The sequence below is a fragment of the Qipengyuania gaetbuli genome (assembly GCF_020171365.1).
Taxonomy (GTDB): Bacteria; Pseudomonadota; Alphaproteobacteria; order Sphingomonadales; family Sphingomonadaceae; genus Qipengyuania; species Qipengyuania gaetbuli_B.
The window spans coordinates 1,491,954-1,515,597 of sequence record NZ_JAIUZO010000002.1 but is presented as its reverse complement, the minus strand read 5'-3'; the positions used below and the strand labels follow the sequence as shown (position 1 = coordinate 1,515,597).

At 65.5% G+C, this 23,644-nt stretch carries 21 protein-coding genes; 11 read left to right on the top strand and 10 right to left on the bottom strand.

Going from position 1 to position 23,644, the window contains the following annotated elements:
• The first annotated feature begins 3 nt into the window (after positions 1-3).
• Positions 4-1,305, top strand: a complete 1,302-nt coding sequence (locus tag LCL94_RS08125) for a sensor histidine kinase (protein ID WP_224832688.1) — start codon at positions 4-6, stop codon at positions 1,303-1,305.
• Positions 1,306-1,317: 12 nt separating this feature from the next.
• Complete coding sequence (locus tag LCL94_RS08120; RefSeq protein WP_224831755.1) at positions 1,318-2,397, top strand: mechanosensitive ion channel family protein; 1,080 nt, start codon at positions 1,318-1,320, stop codon at positions 2,395-2,397.
• A gap of 19 nt (positions 2,398-2,416) precedes the next feature.
• Here LCL94_RS08120 and LCL94_RS08115 read toward each other — a convergent pair whose 3' ends face one another.
• On the bottom strand, positions 2,417-4,726 hold the full coding sequence (locus LCL94_RS08115) for a CDC48 family AAA ATPase (RefSeq protein WP_224831754.1): 2,310 nt from the start codon (positions 4,724-4,726) through the stop codon (positions 2,417-2,419).
• A gap of 467 nt (positions 4,727-5,193) precedes the next feature.
• Between LCL94_RS08115 and LCL94_RS08110 the strand changes: the two genes are divergently transcribed.
• From LCL94_RS08110 to LCL94_RS08085, 6 genes are all read left to right on the top strand, one after another.
• The gene (locus LCL94_RS08110; RefSeq protein WP_160608799.1) at positions 5,194-5,901 is read left to right on the top strand and encodes a CoA transferase subunit A; all 708 of its coding nucleotides are present in this window, start codon (positions 5,194-5,196) and stop codon (positions 5,899-5,901) included.
• Positions 5,898-6,422, top strand: a complete 525-nt coding sequence (locus tag LCL94_RS08105) for a YybH family protein (protein WP_224831753.1) — start codon at positions 5,898-5,900, stop codon at positions 6,420-6,422. Before LCL94_RS08110 ends, LCL94_RS08105 begins: the two co-directional genes overlap by 4 nt.
• Positions 6,419-7,342, top strand: coding sequence for an HAD family acid phosphatase (locus LCL94_RS08100; protein WP_224831752.1), 924 nt, complete (start codon positions 6,419-6,421; stop codon positions 7,340-7,342). Before LCL94_RS08105 ends, LCL94_RS08100 begins: the two co-directional genes overlap by 4 nt.
• 1 nt (position 7,343) lies before the next feature.
• A complete protein-coding gene (locus LCL94_RS08095) occupies positions 7,344-8,000 on the top strand; it encodes a CoA transferase subunit B (RefSeq protein WP_160608796.1) in 657 nt (218 codons plus the stop codon).
• A 71-nt stretch (positions 8,001-8,071) separates the two neighbouring features.
• Positions 8,072-9,211, top strand: a complete 1,140-nt coding sequence (locus LCL94_RS08090) for a nitronate monooxygenase (RefSeq protein WP_224831751.1) — start codon at positions 8,072-8,074, stop codon at positions 9,209-9,211.
• Between the two features lie 37 nt (positions 9,212-9,248).
• Positions 9,249-10,385 (top strand): CaiB/BaiF CoA transferase family protein, encoded by a 1,137-nt coding sequence (locus tag LCL94_RS08085; RefSeq protein ID WP_224831750.1) that lies wholly within the window; start codon positions 9,249-9,251, stop codon positions 10,383-10,385.
• Between the two features lies 1 nt (position 10,386).
• On the opposite strand, the gene metK is transcribed toward LCL94_RS08085, so the two are convergent.
• From metK to hisS, 6 genes are all read right to left on the bottom strand, one after another.
• Positions 10,387-11,625, bottom strand: coding sequence for a methionine adenosyltransferase (metK, locus tag LCL94_RS08080; RefSeq protein ID WP_224831749.1), 1,239 nt, complete (start codon positions 11,623-11,625; stop codon positions 10,387-10,389).
• A 32-nt stretch (positions 11,626-11,657) separates the two neighbouring features.
• On the bottom strand, positions 11,658-13,253 hold the full coding sequence (lnt, locus tag LCL94_RS08075) for an apolipoprotein N-acyltransferase (protein WP_224831748.1): 1,596 nt from the start codon (positions 13,251-13,253) through the stop codon (positions 11,658-11,660).
• Between the two features lie 64 nt (positions 13,254-13,317).
• The gene (locus LCL94_RS08070; protein ID WP_224831747.1) at positions 13,318-13,938 is read right to left on the bottom strand and encodes a DUF4167 domain-containing protein; all 621 of its coding nucleotides are present in this window, start codon (positions 13,936-13,938) and stop codon (positions 13,318-13,320) included.
• A gap of 236 nt (positions 13,939-14,174) precedes the next feature.
• Positions 14,175-14,999 carry a peptide chain release factor N(5)-glutamine methyltransferase gene (gene prmC, locus LCL94_RS08065; protein ID WP_224831746.1) on the bottom strand — a complete coding sequence of 275 codons (825 nt, stop codon included), beginning with the start codon at positions 14,997-14,999 and terminating at the stop codon, positions 14,175-14,177.
• Positions 14,992-16,059, bottom strand: a complete 1,068-nt coding sequence (gene prfA, locus LCL94_RS08060) for a peptide chain release factor 1 (protein WP_224831745.1) — start codon at positions 16,057-16,059, stop codon at positions 14,992-14,994. The genes prmC and prfA overlap by 8 nt, the downstream gene beginning before the upstream one ends.
• Positions 16,060-16,061: 2 nt before the next feature.
• Entirely contained in the window at positions 16,062-17,297 is a 1,236-nt protein-coding gene (hisS, locus tag LCL94_RS08055; RefSeq protein WP_224831744.1) for a histidine--tRNA ligase, read from the bottom strand.
• Positions 17,298-17,414: 117 nt separating this feature from the next.
• Here hisS and ppa point away from each other — a divergent pair, with 117 nt between their 5' ends.
• Entirely contained in the window at positions 17,415-17,948 is a 534-nt protein-coding gene (gene ppa / locus LCL94_RS08050) for an inorganic diphosphatase (RefSeq protein WP_224831743.1), read from the top strand.
• A gap of 1 nt (position 17,949) precedes the next feature.
• Here ppa and LCL94_RS08045 read toward each other — a convergent pair whose 3' ends face one another.
• From LCL94_RS08045 to LCL94_RS08035, 3 genes are all read right to left on the bottom strand, one after another.
• Positions 17,950-19,338 carry a mechanosensitive ion channel family protein gene (locus LCL94_RS08045; RefSeq protein WP_224831742.1) on the bottom strand — a complete coding sequence of 463 codons (1,389 nt, stop codon included), beginning with the start codon at positions 19,336-19,338 and terminating at the stop codon, positions 17,950-17,952.
• The gene (locus LCL94_RS08040; protein ID WP_224831741.1) at positions 19,335-20,681 is read right to left on the bottom strand and encodes a TldD/PmbA family protein; all 1,347 of its coding nucleotides are present in this window, start codon (positions 20,679-20,681) and stop codon (positions 19,335-19,337) included. The genes LCL94_RS08045 and LCL94_RS08040 overlap by 4 nt, the downstream gene beginning before the upstream one ends.
• 64 nt (positions 20,682-20,745) lie before the next feature.
• Entirely contained in the window at positions 20,746-21,135 is a 390-nt protein-coding gene (locus LCL94_RS08035; protein ID WP_318245573.1) for a hypothetical protein, read from the bottom strand.
• A 190-nt stretch (positions 21,136-21,325) separates the two neighbouring features.
• On the opposite strand from LCL94_RS08035, the gene lptB reads away from it, so the two are divergent.
• Together lptB and rpoN are read left to right on the top strand one after the other, a co-directional pair.
• Positions 21,326-22,096, top strand: a complete 771-nt coding sequence (gene lptB, locus LCL94_RS08030; protein ID WP_224832686.1) for an LPS export ABC transporter ATP-binding protein — start codon at positions 21,326-21,328, stop codon at positions 22,094-22,096.
• A 26-nt stretch (positions 22,097-22,122) separates the two neighbouring features.
• A complete protein-coding gene (gene rpoN, locus LCL94_RS08025) occupies positions 22,123-23,577 on the top strand; it encodes an RNA polymerase factor sigma-54 (RefSeq protein ID WP_224831740.1) in 1,455 nt (484 codons plus the stop codon).
• Positions 23,578-23,644 lie beyond the last annotated feature (67 nt).

Genomic DNA, 23,644 nt, shown 5'->3' with positions numbered 1-23,644 from the left:
GACATGATCGCCGCTGTGCGCACGACGCGCCGATGGCCCAATGCGGCGCTGTCGCTGGTCATCTTCGGCGCGATGATCGCGGTGGTCTTTCTCGTCTACCAGACCCTTGCGGGCGAACGGGACGAACGCGAACAGTCGCGCCTGACCGCCAGCGTGCTTGCCGAACTGCAGCAGGTCGAAGTGGCCGCGCTCAATGCGGAAACCGGCCAGCGCGGTTATCTCATCACGCTCGACCGGCGTTACCTCGCATCCTACGAGGAAGGCAGCGAGCAGATCGAACCGACGCTGCGCCGCCTGCGCGCGCTGCTCAAGGGACAGACCACAGTCCGGCAGGAAGAACTGCTCGACCAGATCGATGCCCTCGCGCGCGCCAAGTTCGACGAGATGGAACGCAGCGTGCTGCTGGTGCAGGACGGTCGCCTGCTCGACGCGCGCCGTGCGGTCCTGTCCGACGAAGGGCAGGAAGCGATGGAGCGCCTGCGCCGCGCGATCGAGGAAATGCGCCTGATCGAACGCGACATCCTGGCCGCACAAGGGGCGGAAACCGCCCGGCTGGAGGCGCGCATCCTGCCGCTGCTCGGCGGCCTCATCATCCTCATCCTGATCGCCATCCTGCTGGGTGCAAGGCTGGTATCGCGCGCAGCCCGGGCCGAAGCGGAAGCCGCACAGGCCGCTGCCGTCGTCGAGGCGCGCGACCGCGCGGACCTGCTTGCGCGCGAACTCAACCACCGCGTGAAGAACCTCTTCGCGGTGGTGCTCGCCATCGTGCAGATGAGCGCGCGCGACAAGCCGGAAGCGAAGCCGGTCACGGACAGCATTTCGGAGCGTATTCGCGCCCTCCTGACCGCGCACGAAGTAAGCCAGGGCGCGCTGGAGACGCAGGTCGCCTCGCTCGAGGCTCTGGTCGATACCTCACTTGCGCCCTACCGCTCGTCGTCGCAAACGGCGACCATCGGCGGCCCCGAAGTGCTGGTACCTGCCAAGCGGATCACGCCGCTCGGCCTCGTGTTCCATGAGCTGACCACCAATGCGGTGAAGTACGGTGCCTGGGCAAACGGCGGTACCATCGACGTATCCTGGGATCGTAAGGACGATCGCGTCGTGCTGGTGTGGAAGGAAAGCGGCGTCCCGCTCGACGGAGAGCCCGAGCGGCAGGGCTTCGGCAGCCTGCTGATGAACTCCGCCGCGCGCCAGTTCGGCGGATCGGTCACGCGGGATTTCACGCCCGACGGGCTCGTCGTGACTATCGACCTGCCTGCCGACGAAGGCCCCGCTTCGCTTGCAACCGATAGCGCCAAACCCTAGTCGCCTCTGCCGATGCTAGAACGCTACGATCCCCGCAACTGGCCGATTTCCTACGAAGGCCTGATTGAAACCGCAGTCGCACTGGGCAGCTCGATTTTTCTCGCGCTGATCGTCCATTACGTCGCCTTTGCGCTGCTGCGGCGGTTCACCCGCGCATCGGAAAGCCAGATCGACGACGTGATCGTCCAGCGCGTGCGCAAGCCGCTGCGCTGGGCCATGATTGGGTTTGCGATCTCCATTGCCGCAGAGAACGACCACCTTGTGGGCAATGGCTGGGACGTTCTGGCGAAATTCCTCCAGCCCTTCGTACTCGGCTGGGTCGCCTATGCCGTGGTCAAGGGTTTCGCAGCCGGATACGAACGGCAGGTGGAGCTGGCCGGCGACGAGGTGGCGACACGTTCGCTGCGCACCCGAATTGCGATCCTGTCGCGCACGGCGACCTTCGCCATCGTCCTTATCACCATCTCGCTGATTATGCTGAGCATTCCGGGTGTCGCCAAGGTCGGCACGACCATGCTCGCATCCGCCGGTCTTGCCGCACTGGCCATCGGCGCTGCCGCCCAGCCGGCGCTGAAGTCGCTGATTGCAGGCCTGCAGATGGCGCTGACCCAACCGCTGCGCATCGGGGACCTCGTCAAGGTCGACGGCCAGGCCGGGCGCGTGGAAGAGATCCGCATGAGTTTCGTGACAGTGCGGACCTGGGACGAGCGCGTGCTGGTGGTGCCGACCGCACGCTTCCTCGACAACACGTTCGAGAACTGGTCACGGGTGAGCGAGAAGCTGACCGGCCCGGTCATGCTCCATCTCGACCCGGCAAGCGAAGTCGAGCCGATCCGCGAGGAATTCGAAGCCTTCGTGAAGGCCCATCCCCTGTGGGACGGCCGCAATCTCGCGCTCGTCATGACCGAAGCCTATCCGGAAAGCATCGAGCTGCGCCTGTCGATGAGCGCGGAGACAATCGGCGATCTCTTCAACCTGCGCTGCGCCGTGCGCGAGCACATGGTGAAGTGGCTGCGCGAAAACCAGCCGGATGCGCTGATCCGCCACCGCCTCGAAGTGGAAGCAGCGAACGCGCGGGCGAAAGAGGTCTGACCCTTCCGCCCGCTGCGGCTCAGTGCTTCTGGTCGCGCGTGCTTTCCACCATGCCTTCGTGAATGAAGCCGATCGGCTGGATTTCCGCCGCCCGCTTCTTCAGTTCGCCGCGCATCTTCTGGTATTCGGCTTCCATCTGCGAGGTCACGGTCGCGCGGCTGTCCTTCAAGGCTTCCTCGAAATCGACCGCCGCCACTTCCTGCACATCGCCGCCTGCCCGCTGCAGGGCGTTGAGGCCTGCCCGGCGCACGACGTCTTCGAGGTCGGCGCCGGTGAAGCGTTCGGTCTTGCCTGCCACGTCGGCCAGCGAGACATCGGCGGCCAACGGCATGTTCTCGGTGTGGATGCCGAGGATCTGCTCGCGTCCGGCCCTGTCGGGCGTGCCGACATAGACCAGCTCGTCGAAACGGCCGGGGCGTAGCAGTGCTGGATCGACCAGCGTGGGCCGGTTGGTCGCACCGATGACGACGACAGACTGGAGTTCCTCAAGCCCGTCCATCTCGGCAAGGATGGTATTGACGACCCGGCCGGTGACCTGCGGTTCGCCCTGCCCGCTGCCGCGCGCCGGAACGAGGCTGTCGATCTCGTCGATGAAGACCACGCAGGGCGCCACCGCACGGGCGCGCTTGAACATGCGGGCGATCTGCTGCTCGCTCTCGCCGTACCATTTCGACAGGAGGTCCGAGCTCTTCATCGAGATGAAGTTCGCCTCCGCCTCCTTGGCGACGGCCTTGGCCAGCAGCGTCTTGCCGGTACCGGGCGGGCCATAAAGCAGGAAGCCCTTGGCCGGACGGATACCGAGCCGGTGGAAAGCGTCGGGGTTCTTGAGCGGCAGCTCGATGCCTTCCTTCAGCTTCTCGATCGCATCGCCCACACCGCCGATGTCGGACCAGCCGACATTGGGCACCTGGACCATGACTTCGCGCATGGCTGAGGGCTGGATGCGCTTGAGCGCGGAAAGGAAGTCCTCGCGGCTGACGAACAGCTCGTCGAGAACTTCGGGCGGGACCGTGCGTTCGTCGAGATCGAGCTTGGGCATGATCCGGCGCACCGCGTCGATCGCGGCCTCGCGCGACAGGGCGGCGATGTCCGCACCGACGAAGCCGTAGGTCGCCTTGGCGAGCTCGTTGAGGTCCACCTTGTCGCCCAGCGGCATGCCACGAGTGTGGATGCCGAGAATCTCGCGCCGACCTTTTTCGTCTGGCACGCCGATGACGATCTCCCGGTCGAAACGACCGGGACGGCGCAATGCCTCGTCGATTGCGTCGGGGCGGTTGGTCGCGGCGATGACCACGAGATTGGAGCGCGCCTCCAGCCCGTCCATCAGCGTGAGCAGCTGCGCAACGAGGCGCTTTTCCGCCTCGCCCGGCACACGGTCGCGCTTGGGCGCAATCGAATCGATCTCGTCAATGAAGACGATGGCAGGCGAGGACTTGCTCGCTTCCTCGAACACCTGGCGCAGGGCCTTCTCGCTCTCGCCATAGCCCGAGCCCATGATTTCCGGGCCGTTGATGGTGAAGAAGTTCGCGTCGCTCTCGTTGGCTACCGCCTGCGCGAGGCGGGTCTTGCCGGTGCCGGGCGGGCCATGGAGCAGCACGCCCTTGGGCGGATCGACTCCGAGGCGGGTGAACAGCTCGGGATAGCGCAGCGGAAGTTCGACCATCTCGCGCAGCGCCTGGATGGTGTCGCCCATGCCGCCAACATCGTCGTAATTGACGACGGCGCGGGCATCGCGCGGCTCCTCGAACTCGGCGCGCAGCTCGACCTCGGTATTCTCGTCGATATGGACGATGCCCTTGGGGCTGGTCGACACGACCGATAGACGGATCTGGGTCAGCGCATAGGCCGGTGCATTGAACATGCCGCGCACGTTGGGCGGCAGGTTCTGTACCGGCTGCTGGCCAGTGGTGGCGACGAGGTCGCCGGCCATGATTGGCTTGCGGAAGAAATTGCGCTTCAGCGCCTGCGCCGGCCCTTGCAGGCGCATTTCGCGGGTCGCGGGGGCGAAGACCACACGGGTGGCAGGCCGCGATTCGGCAGCCACGACCTTGACGTGTTCCCCCGAGCCGACCTCGGCATTGCCGCGCTGGAGGCCGTCGAGGCGGATGACGTCGAGGGTCTGGTCCTCGTCATAGGCGGCCATGGCAATCGCCACCGTGTCTCGCTTGCCGGTGATCTGGACGGTATCGCCTTCGGTGATGCCCAGCGCCTGGAACGCCGAACGCGGCATGCGGGCGATCCCCTGGCCGCTTTCCTCCTGGCGGGCAGCGGCGACCTGGAGCCGCACCGTCTTGTCTTCCACGGCAGTCGCAGCGTCGGCATCGGCCATCTGGGTAGTCTCCCTTCCGTCAACTCGTATCCGGTTGCCCCCCAGATGGGGTCACCGTGCAAGGTTGCAATGAGCGAGAGGCGCAAGGGGTCCGGAGAAAAGCCCCGTGCAGGCAAGAAAAAAGCCCGGCTGGAAGTCCAGCCGGGCTTGGAAAGTCTTGGGAGAGGATGCCTGAAAGGCAGGCCTACATATGCTTTCCGGACACATTTTGTGCAAGTGCGAAAAGCACATGGATTGTTGCACGAGACGCAACATTTGGAGGCAAATAACTGAATTAACAAAGGCTGACTTTTGGGGTTATTTCGCACCTGCAGCGCAAAGACCCAAAAGTGGCCTGGGGACTCACGAAAGGCCGGCACCGTATGCTGCGATGGCGAATGCGCTGCTTCACTTACGCGCCTGCGCCATTCTTCAGGGGTGACAGGCGACCGGTCCAAGGCTAGCAGCCATGCCGTAACGGAGGATTGATGAACAAGCTTTACCCCGACGCCGCCAGCGCCCTCGAGGGCATCCTGAAAGACGACATGCTCATCGCCAGCGGGGGCTTCGGCCTGTGCGGCATTCCCGAACGCCTGCTGGAAGCCATCCGCGAGAGCGGGGTGAAGGGCCTGACCTTCGCCAGCAATAACGCCGGGATCGACAACGAGGGCATCGGGATGCTGCTGCGCACGCAGCAGGTGAAGAAGATGATCTCTTCCTATGTCGGCGAGAACAAGGAGTTCGAACGCCAGTTCCTCTCCGGCGAACTGGAAGTCGAATTCTGCCCCCAGGGCACGCTCGCCGAACGCATGCGCGCCGGCGGCGCGGGCATTCCCGGCTTCTACACCAAGACCGGCGTCGGCACGCAGGTCGCCGAAGGCAAGGAAACCAAGGTTTTCGACGGCGAGGAATACATCCTCGAGCGCGGCATCTTCGCCGACCTTGCCATCGTGAAGGCATGGAAGGCCGACGAGACCGGCAATCTCGTCTTCCGCAAGACCGCGCGCAACTTCAACCTGCCGGCAGCGACCTGCGGCAAGGTCTGCGTCGTCGAGGTCGAGGAAGTGGTGCCGGCCGGCAGCCTCGATCCCGACTGCATCCACCTGCCGGGCGTCTACGTCCAGCGCATGATCGTCGGCGCGCCCTACGACAAGAAGATCGAATTCGTGACGACGCGCCCGCGGGAAACCGCATGAGGGCGCTTGCGGCAGCCCTGCTGCTGTCAGTTCCGGCAGCAGCATCCGCCGGGCATCACGGGGAGAGCGCGATGAGCGAGAACATTGAAGACAAGGCTGCCATCAACGCGGCGGTGGATGCGGTTTACGCCGTCATTTCCGGCCCCGTCGGCCAGCCGCGCGACTGGGATGCGATGCGCGCCCTGTTCCTGCCGGACGCGAAGATGACCGCCTTGCGGGTCGACGGCTTCTGGAGCGGCTCGGTCGAGGACTATATCGAACGCAGCGGCCCGTTCCTCATCGATCGCGGCTTCACCGAAAGCGCGCTGGTCAACCGGATCGAGGTCTATGGCGACATCGCCCACGCCTGGTCCTCCTATGCCGGGACCTGGACCAACGAGGATGGCAGCGCCGGTTCTGTGCGCGGCATCAACTCGTTCCAGCTGATGCGCCAGGACGACGGTCGCTGGCTGGTGCAGTCGATCTACTGGCAGGCCGAAACGCCCGCGAACCCGCTTCCCGCAGACATGGAAGGCAAATGATGAAGCTTCGCCTCGCAATCGCCGCCTCGACGATGCTCCTCTCGGCCTGCGCCACGACCGGCGCCGCGCCCGAAGCCCCTGTCGCCAGCGCGCCCGCCGTCACACTCGATAGCGACGCGCCCGACACGATGCGCTGGCTCTACGGCTCGGGCGAAGCTGCGGCCGTATCCATCCAGAGCTGGCGGATGCTGGCCGACTACGCGACCGCCCGCGCCCGCGAACGCCGCATTCCGCAGGCCGTGCCGATGGGTATCGACGGCGACGTCTCCGCACCGTCCTGCATGGACGGGGACCGGATGAAGCCGCTTGCCGTCGTGTTCGACGTGGACGAGACCGTGCTGCTCAACCAGGGCTACGAATACTGGCTGGCACAGGGCAATCGCTACACCAGCGATAGCTGGCGCAAGTGGGAAGAAAGCGCCGCATCGCTCGCGCGCCCCGTGCCCGGTGCCGTCACCGGTATCCGCCGGCTTCGCGAGGCAGGCATCACGCCGGTCTTCAACACCAACCGCCAGCATAGCCCCGAAGGCGCTGCACGTGCGATCGAGGTCGCCGGGCTCGGCAAGGCAGTCCACCTCGACACGCTGTACCTGCGCGGTGACGATGGCGGCGGAGGCGGCAAGGACGGTCGCCGCAAGATGATCGCAGCCAAGTACTGCGTCATCGCTCTGGCAGGCGATAACCTCGGCGACTTCGCCGACGTCTTCAACGAGGAAGGCCGTGCGCCTGCCGCGCGCCGCCAGCTGGCCGCCCGCGGCGACTATGCGCAATTGTGGGGCAAGGGGTGGTTCGCCCTCCCCAACCCCGTCTACGGCGATTCCATCAAGGGCACGATCGGCGAGGTCTTTGCCGAAGACCAGCGCTGGAACCCCGATACCGCGCGATCGAACGCGCCTGCAATCATGAGCGAAGGCAATTGAGATGAGCGACACGGCAGAAAAGACCGGCTGGGACCGTAACCAGATGGCCGCCCGCGCAGCGCGCGAGCTGAAGGACGGCTATTACGTCAACCTCGGCATCGGCATCCCGACGCTGGTGGCCAACCACATCCCCGAAGGCATGCACGTCACGCTGCAGAGCGAGAACGGAATGCTTGGCATCGGCCCCTTCCCCTATGAAGGCGAGGAAGACGCCGATCTCATCAATGCCGGCAAACAGACCATCAGCGAACTGGCGCACTCGGCCTATTTCGACAGCGCGGCGAGCTTTGCCATGATCCGCGGCGGGCACATCGACCTGACCGTGCTGGGCGCGATGGAAGTGGCCGCAAACGGCGACATCGCCAACTGGATGATCCCGGGCAAGATGATCAAGGGCATGGGCGGCGCGATGGACCTCGTCGCAGGCGTGAAGAAGATCATCGTCGTGATGGAACACACGGCCAAGGACGGCAGCCCAAAGTTCATTCCCGAATGCACGCTGCCGCTGACGGGCCGCAATGTCGTCGACATGATCATCACCGATCTGGCCGTGTTCCAGCGCCCCGACCACGACAGCCCGTTCCGTCTCATCGAGATGGCACCGGGCATCACGGCCGACGAGATCGCCGCCAAAACGACGGCAAATTACGTTTCCTAACGCAACGGGTATTGCCAGCCTCCGATTCGCCCCGCACGATGCTGCGAGGGAGTAATCGAGGGGAGAATGCGATGCCGATGAACCGCGTCTGCGAACTGACCGGTGCGGAGTTCCCGCTGTTCGCTTTCAGCCATTGTCGCGACGTCGTCGCCGCAGTGAGCAAGGCCGGCGGGTTCGGCGTGCTGGGCGCCACGCGTTTCAGTCCCGACCAGCTCGAGGAAGAGCTTGCCTGGATCGACGCCCATGTCGACGGCGCGCCTTACGGCGTCGACGTGCTCGTGCCGGAGATCGTCGATCCGCGCGTACGCGACCTTGGCGACAACCAGTCCCGCGCGGCAGCTATCGACCCTGCTTACCAGGGCTTCGTGAACGAGGTGCTCGGCCACTATGGCATCGCCCCCGAGGCCGAGATGCCGATCCTGCGTGAACGCATGGGCATTACGCCTGAAAACGGGCTCGCCTTGATGGAGGTCGCCTTCCGCCATCCCATCCGGCTGATCGCGAATGCGCTCGGCATCGCGCCGCCCGCGATGATCGAGGAAGGCAAGAGGCGCGGCGTGCCCGTGGCGGCACTCGTCGGTGCGAAGGAACATGCCATCCGCCAGGCAGAGGCCGGCGTCGACATCATCGTCGCGCAGGGCACGGAAGCCGGAGGTCATTGCGGCGAGGTATCCACCCTCGTCCTGATCCCCGAGGTCGTGCGCGAACTCAGGCGGGCCGGGCACGACATCCCCGTACTTGCGGCCGGCGGCATCATGACCGGCGGCCAGATGGCCGGCATGATGGCGGCCGGGGCGCAAGGCGCATGGACCGGCTCGATCTGGCTCGCCACGCCCGAGGCGGAAACCTCCGAGGCCTTCCGCGCGCGGATGATCGCCGCACGCAGCCGCGATACCGTCCGTTCAAAAAGCCGCACCGGCAAGCCCGCACGCCAGTTGAAGACCGCATGGCATGATGCGTGGGATTCGGCAGACGGCCCCGGGACCTTGCCGATGCCGCTGATGGGCATGGTCTCCGAACCCGCCTTTGCCCGCATCGAGCGGGAAGCGGCGGCAGGCAACCGGCAGGCGCACGAACTGGTGAGCTATTTCGTCGGCCAGGGCGTCGGGCTGGTCGAACAGGTCCGTTCCAGTCGTCAGGTCGTGCAGGACTTCCGCGAGGAATTCCTCGAAGCGGTGGGCAGCCTTGCCGCATCGGTCGGCATGGAGTGACTTGACCGCCGCGCGCGCGCCAAGCACTGCGCATCGCATGTGGCTCGATACACCGCGCAATCCCAAGGCCCCGCTTGCCGGCCTGAAAGTGCTTGAACTCGCCCGCGTGCTCGCCGGGCCATGGGCGGGACAGATCCTCGCCGATCTCGGCGCGGATGTCATCAAGGTGGAAAGCCCGGAAGGCGACGGCACCCGGCTGTGGGGGCCGCCCTGGGTCGAACATGAGGGAGAGCGTTCGGCGGCGTATTACCACGCGACCAATCGCGGCAAGCGTAGCATCGTCGCCGATTTCAAGAACGCGGACGACCTTGCCCGGGTGCGCGAACTTGCCGCGAATGCGGACGTGGTGCTGGAGAATTTCAAGACCGGGACGCTGGCGAAATTCGGGCTCGACTACGAAACGCTGGCCAAGGCAAACGCGGGTCTCGTCTATTGCTCGATCACCGGCTTCGGCCAGACCGGCCCCCGCGCGCACGAGGCGGGGTACGATTTCGTCATTCAAGGCATGAGCGGCTTCATGGCCCTGACGGGCGAGCCGCAGGGTCAGCCGATGAAAATGGGCGTGTCGATCTCCGATCTCACCTGCGGCCTTTATTCGGTCATCGGGATCCAGGCGGCCCTCGCCATGCGCGAGCGCACGGGGCGCGGGCAGCATGTCGACATGGCGCTGCTCGATTGCTCGGTCGGCCTGCTCGCCAGCCAGGCGCTCCATTACCTCACCACCGGTTCCAATCCCCCGCGGATGGGCAACGAGCACGCACAGGTCAGCGCCTATGGCGTGTTTCCGGTAGCCGATGGCGAAGTGGTGCTGGCGCCCGCGAATGACGGACTGTTCCGCCGCCTGCTGAAGCTGCTCGGCCGGGATGACCTGCTGAGCGACGAACGCTTCTCCTCGAACGAGGCGCGCCTTGCCAACCGCGGCAAACTCGACGCGCTAATCGCTGGCGAAACGGCCAAATGGCAGAAGGAAGACCTGCTGGCCGAATGCGGCGAGGCCGGCATCCCCGCCGGGCCGATCAACCCGGTCGACCAGGTCTTCGCCGACCGCCAGGTGGTGGCACGGGGGATGCGTGTCGATCTGGACGGAGTGCCGGGCGTGCGCAGTCCGTTCACCTTCTCGGACGCCGAACTCGCACTCGACCGGCCCAGCCCGCGCAAGGGCGGCGACGGCTAGCTCAGGCCAGCGCGGCCTTCAACTCGTCCACCAGGTCTGTGCGTTCCCACGGGAAGGCATCGCCGTCCGCCTGCCGGCCGAAGTGGCCGTAGGCAGCAGTCTGGCGGTAGATCGGCTTGTTGAGCCCGAGGTGCGTGCGGATGCCGCGCGGCGTCAGGCCGCCCAGCTTCTCGATGTTCGCAATCGCGGTTTCGAGCTTCTCGTCGGTAACACCTGCCGCACTGGTACCGTGCGTGTCGACATAGAGCGACAGCGGCTTCGACACGCCGATCGCATAGGACAGCTGGATCGTGCAGCGCTTCGCCAGTCCTGCCGCCACGATGTTCTTGGCGAGGTAGCGGGTGACGTAGGCAGCCGAACGGTCGACCTTGGTCGGGTCCTTGCCGCTGAAGGCGCCGCCGCCGTGCGGTGCTGCGCCGCCATAGGTATCGACGATGATCTTGCGGCCTGTAAGACCGGCATCGCCGTCGGGACCCCCGATTTCGAACGCACCGGTGGGGTTGATATGCCATTCGGTCGCATCGGTCAGCCAGCCATCGGGCAGCACGTCGGAAACGACCTCCTTCACATAGGCCTTGAGCTCGGCTTCCTTTTCGCCCTCGTGGTAGCCTTTTCCATGCTGGGTCGAAACGACCACGGCAGTGCATTCAACCGGCTTGCCGTTCTCGTAGCGCAGAGTGACCTGGCTCTTCGCATCGGGTTCGAGAAAGGGAGCTGCACCGCTCTTGCGGTCGGCAGCGAGCCGTTCGAGGATCTTGTGGCTGTAGTCCAGCGTGGCGGGCATGAAATCGGGGGTCTCGTCGCATGCGAAGCCGAACATGATGCCCTGGTCGCCTGCGCCCTCGTCCTTGTTGCCGCTGGCATCGACGCCCTGTGCGATGTGGTCCGACTGGCCGTGCAGATGGTTCTCGAACTGGAGCGTCTGCCAGTGGAAGCCTTCCTGCTCGTAGCCGATTTCGCGCACGGTGCGGCGAACCGCCTGTTCGATTTCGTCCTTCGCGCCCGGAGCCCAGCCGCCATTGTCGGCCCAGTCGGGATTGTGCTTGTCGTACATGGGCGCGCAGCGGATTTCGCCGGACAGGATGACGCGCTGCGTCGTCGTCATGGTTTCGCAGGCAACGCGCGACTCCGCGTCCTTTGCCAGCATCAGGTCGACGATGGCATCGCTGATCTGGTCGGAAACCTTGTCCGGATGGCCTTCGGAAACGCTTTCGGACGTGAACAGGTAATTGGCGCGCATTGAGACCCCGGAATCTGGATATAAAGAAATCTTTATGTGTCTTGGGACAGGTAACGCCCCTTGGCGCGCATGGCAACAAGCGATCCGCCCAGCAGAGCAATCGTCCAGATCAGCGTGAGCCAGTGACCTAACCGGGAGAATGGCGTCGGCGCACTTGCGGGAGGGACATAGCCATCGATACGGTCGGCTTCAGCGCGTCCAATGTGATCGCGCACCACGCCGCGCGCATCGATCACCGCACTTATGCCGGTCGTGGTCGAGCGCAACACCGGCAGACCCTCCTCGATCGCGCGCATCCGCGCCTGCGCGAGATGCTGAGGCGGACCCCAGCTACCAAACCAGCCGTCGTTGGAAGGGTTGAAGATGTAATCGGGACGCTTGCCCCGCTCCGCCACTTCGCCGCTGAAGACGATTTCGTAGCAGATCTGCATGCCTGCCTTGCCATAGGGGCCAAGGTCGATGGTCTGCGGCCCGGGTCCTGGAATGAAGTCGATCGTGCCGGCCACCAACCGCGAAAGGCCAAGCGGCTCGAGGATTTCGCGCATCGGCAGATATTCGCCGTAGGGCACCAGATGCGCCTTGGAGTAGCGCGGCCCCAGCGTCCCGTCCGCCTCGATGGGGGTGATGGTGTTGTAGGCGCCGGTTGCCCGCCGGTAGCCATCGACCTCGCCGATTTCGAGGTCGGTCGCGCCAGTCAGCAACAGCGAGCCTTCGCCAATCGCCTGGCCGATGCGGAATCGCGCGAAGGCCGGGTCGCCGGCAGCGGTCATGCGGTCGTAATAGCGCTGCGGATAGCCGTCGCGCAGGTAGTCGGGCACACCGCTTTCAGGCCACAGGACGAGCCGCCTTTCGACATCGCGCTGCGGCAGGCTGAGGCTGGCGATGGTGAGGAACTGGGCCTCGAACTTCGAAGGATCGTCGATATCCTCCTGCTTCAGATCCGGCTGGACGAGCGTCAGCGGCAGCGTGCCCTCCCGCCCCTCCCCGGCTGGCAGGAACATGGCGAAGGTGAGGACGGCCAGTGTCCCGCCAAGCACGGCCCACCGCCGGCCGGCGACCATCCATGCCAGCAGCCCACTCAGGGTCGCGGCAATGCCCGACAGGGCATAGGTCCCGGTAAACGGCAGAACCACCGCTGCACCCGGCGTGCTCCAACCGCCAAGCAGGGCGAGCGAGAAGGGTCCCCAGGCATAGCCGGTGAACATCCAGCTCTTGAACCATTCGCCAGCGATCCAGAATGCGCCGAAAGCGAGCGCAAAGGCGACCGTCCCGCCGCGCCGCGCGAGCAACCATGCCCCGAGCGAGGCAAGACCCGGCCAGACAGCAAGGTAGAGGCACAGGAGCGGCACGGCGAGCCAGCCCAGCCAGGCAGGCATTTCGGCCTGGAAGGTGAAGGCAGTCGCGATCCAGTTGTTGGTGAGCGTGAAATGCGCAAGGCCGAACAGCCAGCCCGCGAGGAAGGCTCCACGCGCCGTGCCCCGCTCGCTCAGCAGTTTCACGAAGAACGCCATGCCGGCCAGTGCCAGCGGCCAGAAATGCAGCGGCGGAAAGCCGAGAGCGGCCACCAGCCCGAGCACGAAGGCGCTGCGGAACGGGTAGCGGGTGAGCAAGCCGGTAAGACTGTCCATCGCCGCGCCTGTTACGAACAAGCGCGGCGATGGCAAGCGAAAGCGTCAGCCGGTCGCGGAGCGATCAGCCGACGGCGCTTTCGGCGTCTTCGCTCTTGCGGCGACGGCGGCGCGGAGCCGGGCTCTCGTCGCTGTCGTCATCGTTGGAGCCGAAGGCCGGCGGCAGCACCGCCACGTCGATTTCGCCTTCGACGCCCGGTTCACCCTCGACGGCGCGCGGCGCTTTCTTGGGGCCGCGGCGCTTCTTGGGCTTTTCATCGGCCTCGATGTCATTGTCCCGGTCATCGCGGCCGTCGTCATTGCCGTCGCGCTGCTTGCGCCCGCGGCCGCCCTGCTGGTCGTCGTCGCGGCGCGAACGCTGGCGGCGGTTGCCGCGGCGGTCGTCGCCCTCGTCTTCGCCATCATCCTCGTCATCGGAGGAGCGGTCGTCGCGCTTGCCCTTGGACTCTTCCTGGCGCGCCTTGTTGTCGGCGATCACGCGGAAGTAGTGGTCGGCGAACTGCAGGTAGTATTCGGCCTGCACGCGGTCGCCATTGTGCTGGGCGTCCTGGGCAAGCTTCTTGTACTTGTCGAGCAGCTGGGGTGCATTGCCCCTGGCACGGCTGTCGATCCGGTTGGCGGAATTTGCCCCGCCCTGATTCCGGTTGCCGCGACCGCGACGACGGTTATTGCGATTGTTGTTCAAGGATATTCGTCCTCATCACTGGCGCGGCGCAGATCCTGTGATCCGCATACAGCCGCGTATCCCCTTGCGCAGGACGCGACCTATGGCGACCTGCGTGCCCCTGTTCGTGCATGGTATGCGGGGCTTTCGCCTCGCACCAAAACTGCAATGTCGGAGCTGGAACCGGTGGGACGAAGTCCTTCGCACACCACTGGCCTGTGGCCAGAGGTAAAGCGTCGAATCGCCTTTGCCAAGTCTTATCTGAGAATCAGTGCCCGGGGGCGTCCGGCAAGGTCGTGGCGCAGGGTCACATCGAAGCCCGAGTCGCGTGCCAATGCCGCGACCGCATCTGCTTGACTCGAGCCGATTTCGAGTACTGTCACCCCGCCCGGATTTAAAAGCTTGCCAAGCTGCGGGATGATCACGCGATAGTCGTCAAGTCCTTCCGGGCCGGCGAAAAGAGCGGAGGCCGGCTCGTAATCGCGCACATCGGGTTCGAGCGCGGCATCGTCTTCCACATAAGGCGGGTTGCACAGCACGAGGTCGAACTGGCCGAGCCCGTCGGTCCAGCCCGCCTGCGTCCAGTCGCGCTCCACGAAGCGGGTGCGCGCGGAAAGCCCCAGCCGCTCCGCATTGTCGCGCGCCACGGCAAGGGCGCCGGAAGAACGGTCGGTCGCCACCCCTTGCGCTTTGCAGTGGGACAGGATGGCGAGCAGCAGCGCGCCAGTCCCCGTGCCCAAGTCGAGCACGCGCGCGGCATCTGGTTTTAACTCGAGCGCCGCCTCGACCAGCACCTCGCTATCCCCGCGCGGCACCAGCGTTTCCGAAGTCACGCGCAGCGGCAGGCCGAAGAATTCCTGCTCGCCAGTTATGTGTGCGACCGGCTCGCGCGCGGCACGGCGTTCGACTAGCCCGGCAAAAGCAGGCGCAGGTGCTTCGCGCATCATGGTGATCAGCATCCGCGAGCGCGGCAAACCCAGCGCGTGCGCCATCAGCAATTCGGCATCGAGACGCGCGGTATCGCTGGTGGCGGCAAGCCGTTCCGCAGCAGTGCGGATCGCATCCGCGACCGTCTCAGTCATTCATCGCGGCGAGCCGCTTGGCCTCGTCCTCGGCGATCAGCGCGTCGACCAGTTCGCCAAGGCCCGGCCCGGCGATGATCTGCGGCAGCTTCTGCAAGGTCAGGCCGATGCGGTGGTCGGTCACGCGCCCTTGCGGGTAATTATAGGTGCGGATGCGTTCCGAGCGGTCGCCGCTGCCGACCATCGCCTTGCGCGCCTCGGCCTCCGCGCCCTGCGTCGCCTCGCGCTGGGCATCGTAGAGGCGGGTGCGCAGCACCTGCATCGCCTTCTCGCGGTTCTTGTGCTGGCTGCGGCCATCCTGGCAGGTGACGACCGTATTGGTCGGCAGGTGCGTGATGCGTACCGCGCTGTCGGTGGTGTTGACGTGCTGGCCGCCCGCACCGCTGGCACGGTAGACGTCGATCTTGAGGTCGCCCGGATCGATCTGTACGTCGACCTCGTCTGGTTCGGGCAACACGGCGACCGTCGCTGCGGAGGTATGGATGCGCCCTCCGCTTTCCGTCTCGGGCACGCGCTGGACGCGGTGCACGCCGCTTTCGAACTTGAGCTTGGCAAACACGCCCGTGCCGGTGACGTTGGCGACGATTTCCTTGAAACCGCCGACTTCGGACGCGCTCATGCTGACCGGCTCGACCTTCCAGCCCTGTTCGGCGGCATAACGTTCGTACATGCGATAGAGATCGCCGGCGAACAGCGCCGCCTCGTCGCCGCCGGTCCCCGCGCGGATTTCCAGCATGGCCGGCTTGTTGTCGGCATTGTCGCGCGGCAGCATGGCGATGGCCAGCTGGCGTTCCGCCTCGGGCAGGCGCTTGCGCAATGCCGCTAGCTCTTCCTCGGCCATCGCCTTCATCTCGGGATCGGTCAGCATCTCCTCGAGGCTATCGATCTCCTCGCGAGCGGCCTTCACCTCGGCAGCGATCTTCGCCACCGGTTCGAGCTCGGCATAGTCGCGGCTCGCCTGGACGAAGGCATCGCCTTCCAGCTGGCCCGAGGCCATGCGCGCTTCGAGTTCGGCGAAGCGGTTGGCAATCTGGTCAAGGCGTTCGGCAGGAACCTGCATGGTCAGTCAAGCAGCTTCTCGATGGCACTGCGCGCATGGTCGTCCGCCTTGATGCGCACGTGTTCCACGCCGTCGCGAAGATCGAAGGCGACGATCTTGTCGGCCCCCGCCTTCACGGCCTTGTCGAAACGCTTGCGCGGACTTCCGCTCGCCATGAGTTCGGCCGAGTGGCCGCCGGCCCTGATCTTGCCGATGGCCGCGATCGCGCGCTGGATGAGATCATCGTTTTCGACCACCACGATGACGTCGGCATTGGGCTCACCCTTGTCGCCGACCAGCATCGCGAGGCGCTCGATCCCGGCCGCCCAGCCGACGGCGGGCGTGGGCGATCCGCCGAGGCTTTCCATCAGCCCGTCATAGCGTCCGCCGCCAAGGATGGTGCTCTGGCTGCCGAGCTTGCCTGCGGCCTCGCTGCCTTCGTCGGGAATGAACTCGAAGGCGGTGTGGCGATAATAATCGAGGCCGCGCACGAGGCTTTCCGCGCGCGTCCACTTCACACCCGCCGCATCGAGGCCCGCAGTGACAGCATCAAAGAAAGCGCGAGCGTCTTCCGACAGGTAAGCGTCGATCTTCGGCGCATCAGCCACGAAACGCCTGTCGCGCGGGTCCTTGCTGTCGAGGATGCGCAGCGGGTTCTTTTCGAGCCGCTCCTGCGAATCTTCGCTCAGCTCGCCCTTCACAGCGCGGAAATGCTCGACCAGCGCGCCGCGCCAGGCTTCGCGGCTGTCGCCGTCGCCCAGCGTGTTGAGGTGGAGCGTCACGCCCTCGATCCCCAGTTCGCGGATGATTTGGTCGGCCATGGCGAGCAGTTCGACATCGGCCTGCGGCTCGGCGGCGCCGAGAATCTCGGCATCGATCTGGTGGAACTGGCGATAACGGCCCTTCTGCGGGCGCTCGTAACGGAAGAGCGGGCCATGCGTGGCAACTTTGAGCGGCGCATGCTGCTGCCAGCCATTCGACAGATAGGCGCGCGCGATGCCGGCGGTGAATTCGGGGCGCAGGGTGAGCGATTCCCCGCCGCGATCATCGAAGGAATACATCTCCTTCGAGACGACATCGGTCGTTTCGCCGATGGCGCGGCTGAACACCTCGGTCTTCTCGAACACGGGCATTTCGACCCGGCGGAAGCGATAGAGCTTGCGCACGCGCTCGAAGGTTTCGACGACGAAAGCGAATGCTTCCGCATCGGGACCGAAGATATCCTGCGTGCCGCGAATGGCCTGTGGTGTTTTCGACATGGGCGCCGCGATTAGGACTATCGTCCCCCTTCCGCAATCCTTCGCAAGGCGCTAGGGCGCGCCGCGAAGTCTTTCTGGGGAGAGGGGCGAACCTAAACTTAGTTAGAAGAGTAGCGCATGCGCATCGACAAGATCCCCGTTGGCGACAATCCGCCCGAGAGCCTCAACGTCATCATCGAAGTGCCCACCGGCGGCGAACCGGTGAAGTACGAATTCGACAAGGAAAGCGGCGCGCTGTTCGTCGACCGCATCCTGCACACGCCGATGCGCTACCCGGCGAACTACGGCTTCGTGCCCCACACGCTGTCGCCCGATGGCGACCCGCTGGACGCGCTGGTCATCTCGCGCTCGCCCTTCATCCCGGGCTGCGTCGTTCGTGCCCGCCCGATCGGCGTGCTCAACCTCGAAGACGAGCATGGCGGCGATGAAAAGCTGATCTGCGTGCCGGTCGACACGACTTTCCCCTATTACTCGGACGTCGGCGAGACGAAGGACCTCCCGTCCATCATCTTCCAGCAGATCGAGCACTTCTTCACGCACTACAAGGATCTGGAAGCCGAAAAGTGGGTCCGCGTCGGCGCTTGGGGCGATGCAGCCGAAGCGCGCAAGATCGTGATCGAAGCGATCGAGCGTTACGAAGCGGGCGAGTAACTCATTCCACCGGGCGTGAGCGGTCGAGCAGGTCCTTGTCCTGCTCGCCGCCCGCCTGACGACGTTCCTGCTCGACCATCTCGACGATCTCGTCGACCGGCCGCACGTCCTCTTCGGGCGGCGCGGCACTTACCTGCCGCACTTTCTTCGCCGCCTGCTGTTCCTTCTCGCTCGTGCCTTCCGCACGGTTCTCGAACGGCAGAGTGGCCGAACGCGGGTCGAACCGCAGGCGGTAGATCGGCTCCGGCAGTCCGAAGCCGGCCTCTTCCAGAGCATCCTTCACCGCCGGGATCGCCTGGCTTTGCGCCTTCCACCAATCGGTCTTGGTCTGGTCGATCCAGCCGAGGAAGCGGATCACCACGTTCGAATCGCCCACTTCGACAATCCGCGCTTCGGCAGGCGGGTCGTCGAGCACGAAGTCGAGCGCCGCCAGCGTATCGCGGCCCAGCTGCCGCGCCGCGCGCGCATCGTCGTCCGCATCCACGCCGAGATCGAATTCGAAGCGCCGGTTCGGATTGCGGGTGAAATTGGTGATGACCGCCTTGAACACCTGGCTGTTGGGGATGCGCAAGTGATTGCCGTCGAGCGTCATGAGGATTGTCGCGCGGCTGGTCAGGCGGATGACGCGGCCTTCCAGCTGGTCGATCTGCACCCAGTCGTTGGCGCGGAAGGGCTGGCGCAAGGACAGCATCAGCGAGGCGACGTAGTTCTCGATCGTATCGCGCAGCGCAAAGCCGAGCGCGAGGCCGATAACGCCGGCCCCGCCCAGCACCGCGCCGAGCAGTGCGCCCGCCCCGACCATGTCGAGCGCCACCACGAGGCCGCCCACGATGAAGACGAAACGGATGGCACTGGCGATGAGTTCGGCAAGGAAGTTGTTGGGCGCGAGCTTGTGCCACAGCACCCCCAGCCCGGCGATGATGTAGCCGACCAGCGCGATCACGCCCCACACGGCAAGCGCCAGCGCAATCAGCGGCAGCATCGCGACGAAGCCGGACCAGCGGTCGGCAAGGCTCGACAGCCCTTCGCCCTGCGAGGAAATGGACAGGTCGCGCTGCAAGTCGTTCTCGACCGTCACCACGCCCGAGACGCGCCCGGCGATCGCTTCGGCGCGGGCGATGTCTTCCTGTCGCGGTACCGTGCCGCCGAGCGAGACGACGCCCTGGCGGACCGACACCTCGACCTCCGAAAAGGCCGGGAGTTCGGCAAAGATGCCGCGGATCCGCTCTGCAATTCTGTCGTCCGCGCCCTCGTCGATGGTGTCGTCGATCTGCTGGACGGGGGCCTCGACAGGGGCGGCGGCCTCGCTGCCTTCCTGCGAGAGCTCGGGCAAGATCGCACCCGCTGGCGTCGCCGCAAGCAGCGCGAGCGAGGCGAGGAGCGCCCTCATTCGCCGGCCACCGTCATGCCGTCGATCCGGATGGTGGGCACGTTGATCGCGCGGTCCATTTCGAGATCGTTTGCCGGGATCATAGCACGGAACATGTCGAGCAGATTGCCGGCGATGGTAATTTCCGCAACCGGCCCGGCAATCTCGCCATTGCGAATGCGGAAGCCCGTCGCGCCGCGACTGTAATCGCCCGTCACCATGTTCACACCCTGCCCGAACAGTCCGGTGACATAAAGCCCGTCCGCAATACCGGCCATGAGTTCGGCTGGCGTGACGGTGCCCGCTTCAAGATGCCCGTTGGCAAGGCTGACACCGGGTGCCCCGCCGCTCGACCGGGCTGCATGACCCGTCAGGCCAAGACCCAGTTGCCGGGCCGAGGCGACATTGGTCAGCCAGCCGGTAATGCGTCCGCCCTCGACCAGATTGCGCGGCGTGCAGGCCACCCCTTCGCCGTCGAAGGGGCGCGAGCGCAGGCCGCGCGCGCGAAGCGGATCTTCGACGATACGGATCGCGCTGTCGAACAGGGCCTCGTCCTCGCGCCCGAGCAGAAAGCTGGATTTGCGCGCAATGGCCGGTCCGCTCATCGCACCGGCGAGGTGGCCGAGCAGGCCTGCACCGATACGCGGATCGAAGACCACCGGCATTGGCCCGCTGGGCAGCGATCCGGGACCGACCTTAGCCACCGCCCGCTCGCCCGCCTCGCGCCCGATTTCGGCGGCTGACGGCAGGTCGGCGAGATGCCGCGCGCTGCGAGTGGCGTAATCGGTCTGCATCGTGCTGCCTTCGCCCGCGATGACATTGGCAGAGAGCGAGAAGCCGCTACCCGAATAGCCGCGTGCGAATCCTTCCGAGGTGACCAGAGCGACCAGTGAACGGCCACTGCTGGCGCCCCCGCCATTGCTGTTCGTCACGCCTTCGACGGCGCGCGCGGCGTCTTCCACCGCCAGCGCCATCTCGCGCAGCTTTTCCGGGCCGGGTTCGCTATCGTCGGAAAGGTCGAGGTCGGGCAGATCGCCGGTCATCAGCGCGTCGGCCCCGGCAAGCCCGGCATAGGCGTCTTCCGGCGCGTGGCGCGCCATCTCGACCGCACGTTCGGCTAGCGCGCGTAGGCCCTCGGGCGCGAAATCGCTGGTATGGATCGAAGCCGAGCGCTTGCCGACGAAGACGCGCAAGCCGATCTCCTCGCCTTCGGACCGCTCCACCTCTTCCAGAACACCCAGCCTGACGCTGACGCTTTCGGAAGAATCGGCGCGCGCCACGGCATCGGCAGCATCGGCGCCCATCTTTCGGGCCAGCGCGACGAGGTCCTGGCAGCGCGCTAGCGCGGTGTCGGTATCGATCATGTAAATGCAACTCCGCTGGACCTGTTCGGGGTCCGGCTAGAGCGCGGGAGGCGTCCCCGCAAGGTCAGCCGAAAGCGGCGTAGGCGAGCTTGAACAGGCCGGTCAGGATCATCGGCAGCCCGATGGCGAGGCCCCACAGCAGCACGAGGTCGCGGCGGAACGCGCCGAGCAGTTCCGAACCATGCGCTTCTTCGTCGGTGAGATTGGCCCAGCGCTTCTCGAACCAGCGGCAAGCCGGGATGATAAGCGCGACGAGGATCGCCAGGGCGAAATAGGGGGCGGTGGAAGACACGCCTTCCTTCATGGCGTGAACCGTGAAGAAGATGTGGAGACCGGTGTAGACGATCAGCGCGATCGCGACATTGTCGCTCATCGATTTGCGCAGGTCCCTGCGGTGGACGCGAGGCTCGGCCCCCGACACCGCGCTGTCCTCGATCGCCTTGCCCATCGGCATTCTCCCCGTTCTCTCTCCGACTCGCATTGTTTCAAAATTGCGGCAGGCTGGCAAGCTTGGCGCGCGACATTGCGCGGGACTGTTCCAATGTAGTCCATGCAGGAATCCTGCCAGTTCGTCGAAAGAGGCGTCCTCGGGGGTTTCCAGCAAGGCCTGCCATGCTATGGCGCGGCCCATGGCAGATGTCAGCATGAGCCCTGAAAACGAAGCGGTGCACGATGCCGCCCCGCCCATCCCGCAGGGCGGGCTGGAAGTCATTTCGATCGCCAAGAGCTACGACAAGCGCGCCGTCCTTACGGATATTTCGCTGACCGTGGGCAAGGGCGAAGTGCTCGGCCTGCTGGGCCCGAACGGCGCCGGCAAGACGACTTGCTTCTATTCGATCATGGGTCTCGTGCGCCCCGATGCAGGCCGCATCCTGATGGACGGCGAGGACGTGACCAAGCTGCCGATGTACCGGCGCGCGATCCTCGGCCTCGGATACCTGCCGCAGGAAACCAGCATCTTCCGCGGCATGACGGTGGAGCAGAATATCAATTGCGTGCTCGAGATGGTCGAGCCCGATGCCGACACACGCGAAAAGGAACTGGACCGCCTGCTCGACGAATTCGGCCTGCAGCGGCTGCGCACCAGCCCGGCCATGGCGCTGTCGGGCGGTGAACGCCGCCGCGCCGAAATCGCCCGCGCGCTGGCCGCCAAGCCTTCGATCATGCTGCTCGACGAACCTTTCGCCGGGATCGACCCGCTTTCGATCAGCGATATCCGCGACCTCGTGAAGGATCTGAAGACGCGCGGCATCGGTGTGCTCATCACCGACCATAACGTGCGCGAGACGCTGGAAATCGTCGACCGCGCCTGCATCATCTACGGCGGCCAGGTCCTTTTCGCAGGAACGCCGGAGGCTCTGGTGGCGGACGAGAACGTCAAGCGCCTCTACCTCGGCGAGAACTTCACGCTGTGACGACGGCGCGCGCCCGGAGCTGACCCATGGCGCTTGGTCCGAGGCTAGACCTCCGGCAAACCCAATCGCTGGTGATGACGCCGCAACTGCAGCAGGCGATCAAGCTGCTGGCGTTGTCCAATCTGGAAATCGAAAGCTTTGTGGCCGAAGCGCTGGAAAGCAATCCGCTGCTCGAAATCGGCGAGACACGCCGCGAGGCAGGCGAGCCGGATGCGCCCGAGCCAGCCGGCGAACACGATAGCGCTCCCGGCCCTGATGGCGAAGGGGCGCTCGATATTGCGCAGCACGCACTCGATCCCGATGCAGCACCCGGCGACATGGGCGACTGGGGCCGCGCAGGGACGAGCGGCGCCGGCGAAGGCGACCTGCCCGATTTCGAGAACCGCAGCTCGGACGGTCCGACGCTGGCCGAACACCTGCTCGACCAGGTCGGTGCGCAGGCGCATGACGGGCGCGAGGCTCTGATCGCGACGCGGATCGTCCACGAGCTGGACGAGGCGGGCTATCTCCATACCGAATTGCGCCACCTCGCCGAGGAACTCGGCACCTCGCTGGCCGAGGTCGAGCGCGGCCTCATGCTGGTCCAGTCGCTCGACCCAACTGGCATCGGTGCCCGCAGCGTAGCCGAATGCCTCGCGCTGCAGGCGAAGGAAGCCGACCGCTACGATCCTTGCATGGCGCGGCTGATCGACAATCTGGAGCTGCTCGCGCGCGGCGAGATCGCGCGCCTCAAGCGGCTGTGCGATGTCGACGACGAGGACTTCACCGACATGCTCGCCGAATTGCGCAGCTACGATCCCAAGCCCGGCTGCCGCTATGGCGGGACGGCGGAGGCAGCGGTGGTGCCGGACGTGCTCGTCAGCCCGAGCGGGAAGGACAGCTGGACGATCCGCATCAACGAGGCGAGCCTGCCGCGTCTGGTCGTCAATCGGGAATACTACGTGGAACTGGAAGCGGGGGCTCGGGACAAGGCCTCGCGCAAATGGCTTAACGAACAGCTGGGCGAAGCCGACTGGCTGATCCGCGCACTGGACCAGCGCCAGAAGACCATCCTGAAGACCGCGAGCGAGATAGTGAAGCGGCAGGAAGGCTTCTTCCGCGAAGGCGTTTCGGCCATGCGTCCGCTTACCTTGCGCGAAGTGGCCGAAGCCATCGAGATGCACGAAAGCACGGTCAGCCGCGTCACCAGCAACAAGTACCTGCACTGCCCGCGCGGCACCTTCGAGATGAAGTACTTCTTCTCCAGCGGGGTGGCCGCTGCCGACGGGGAAGGCGCCTCGTCCGAGGCGATCAAGGCCCGCATCCGCGCCCTGTGCGATGTGGAAGATCCCAAGAAGGTCCTGTCCGACCAGGCCCTCGCCGACCTGCTCAACAAGGAGGGGTTCGACCTCGCCCGGCGCACCGTCGCCAAGTACCGCGAGGCCATCGGTATCGGGTCGAGCGCAGAGAGGCGCCGGCAGAAGAAACTGAAATCATTGTGAGTCTCTTCTGCAACACCGAAAAATCTTAACGCACTTTACCTCACGTTAACCTTTTCCGTTCAGACCT

Bases quoted from the DNA above. Each gene is read 5' to 3' on its own strand.
- rpoN (WP_224831740.1), top strand. From the start codon at position 22,123: ATGGCGCTTGGTCCGAGGCTAGACCTCCGGCAAACCCAATCGCTGGTG.
- ppa (WP_224831743.1), top strand. From the start codon at position 17,415: ATGCGCATCGACAAGATCCCCGTTGGCGACAATCCGCCCGAGAGCCTC.
- LCL94_RS08090 (WP_224831751.1), top strand. From the start codon at position 8,072: ATGCCGATGAACCGCGTCTGCGAACTGACCGGTGCGGAGTTCCCGCTG.
- metK (WP_224831749.1), bottom strand. From the start codon at position 11,625: ATGCGCGCCAATTACCTGTTCACGTCCGAAAGCGTTTCCGAAGGCCAT.
- prmC (WP_224831746.1), bottom strand. From the start codon at position 14,999: ATGACTGAGACGGTCGCGGATGCGATCCGCACTGCTGCGGAACGGCTT.
- prfA (WP_224831745.1), bottom strand. From the start codon at position 16,059: ATGCAGGTTCCTGCCGAACGCCTTGACCAGATTGCCAACCGCTTCGCC.
- LCL94_RS08115 (WP_224831754.1), bottom strand. From the start codon at position 4,726: ATGGCCGATGCCGACGCTGCGACTGCCGTGGAAGACAAGACGGTGCGG.
- LCL94_RS08035 (WP_318245573.1), bottom strand. From the start codon at position 21,135: ATGCCGATGGGCAAGGCGATCGAGGACAGCGCGGTGTCGGGGGCCGAG.
- LCL94_RS08110 (WP_160608799.1), top strand. From the start codon at position 5,194: ATGAACAAGCTTTACCCCGACGCCGCCAGCGCCCTCGAGGGCATCCTG.
- LCL94_RS08040 (WP_224831741.1), bottom strand. From the start codon at position 20,681: ATGATCGATACCGACACCGCGCTAGCGCGCTGCCAGGACCTCGTCGCG.
- hisS (WP_224831744.1), bottom strand. From the start codon at position 17,297: ATGTCGAAAACACCACAGGCCATTCGCGGCACGCAGGATATCTTCGGT.
- LCL94_RS08045 (WP_224831742.1), bottom strand. From the start codon at position 19,338: ATGAGGGCGCTCCTCGCCTCGCTCGCGCTGCTTGCGGCGACGCCAGCG.
- lnt (WP_224831748.1), bottom strand. From the start codon at position 13,253: ATGGACAGTCTTACCGGCTTGCTCACCCGCTACCCGTTCCGCAGCGCC.
- LCL94_RS08095 (WP_160608796.1), top strand. From the start codon at position 7,344: ATGAGCGACACGGCAGAAAAGACCGGCTGGGACCGTAACCAGATGGCC.
- lptB (WP_224832686.1), top strand. From the start codon at position 21,326: ATGAGCCCTGAAAACGAAGCGGTGCACGATGCCGCCCCGCCCATCCCG.
- LCL94_RS08085 (WP_224831750.1), top strand. From the start codon at position 9,249: ATGTGGCTCGATACACCGCGCAATCCCAAGGCCCCGCTTGCCGGCCTG.
- LCL94_RS08100 (WP_224831752.1), top strand. From the start codon at position 6,419: ATGATGAAGCTTCGCCTCGCAATCGCCGCCTCGACGATGCTCCTCTCG.
- LCL94_RS08105 (WP_224831753.1), top strand. From the start codon at position 5,898: ATGAGGGCGCTTGCGGCAGCCCTGCTGCTGTCAGTTCCGGCAGCAGCA.
- LCL94_RS08125 (WP_224832688.1), top strand. From the start codon at position 4: ATGATCGCCGCTGTGCGCACGACGCGCCGATGGCCCAATGCGGCGCTG.
- LCL94_RS08120 (WP_224831755.1), top strand. From the start codon at position 1,318: ATGCTAGAACGCTACGATCCCCGCAACTGGCCGATTTCCTACGAAGGC.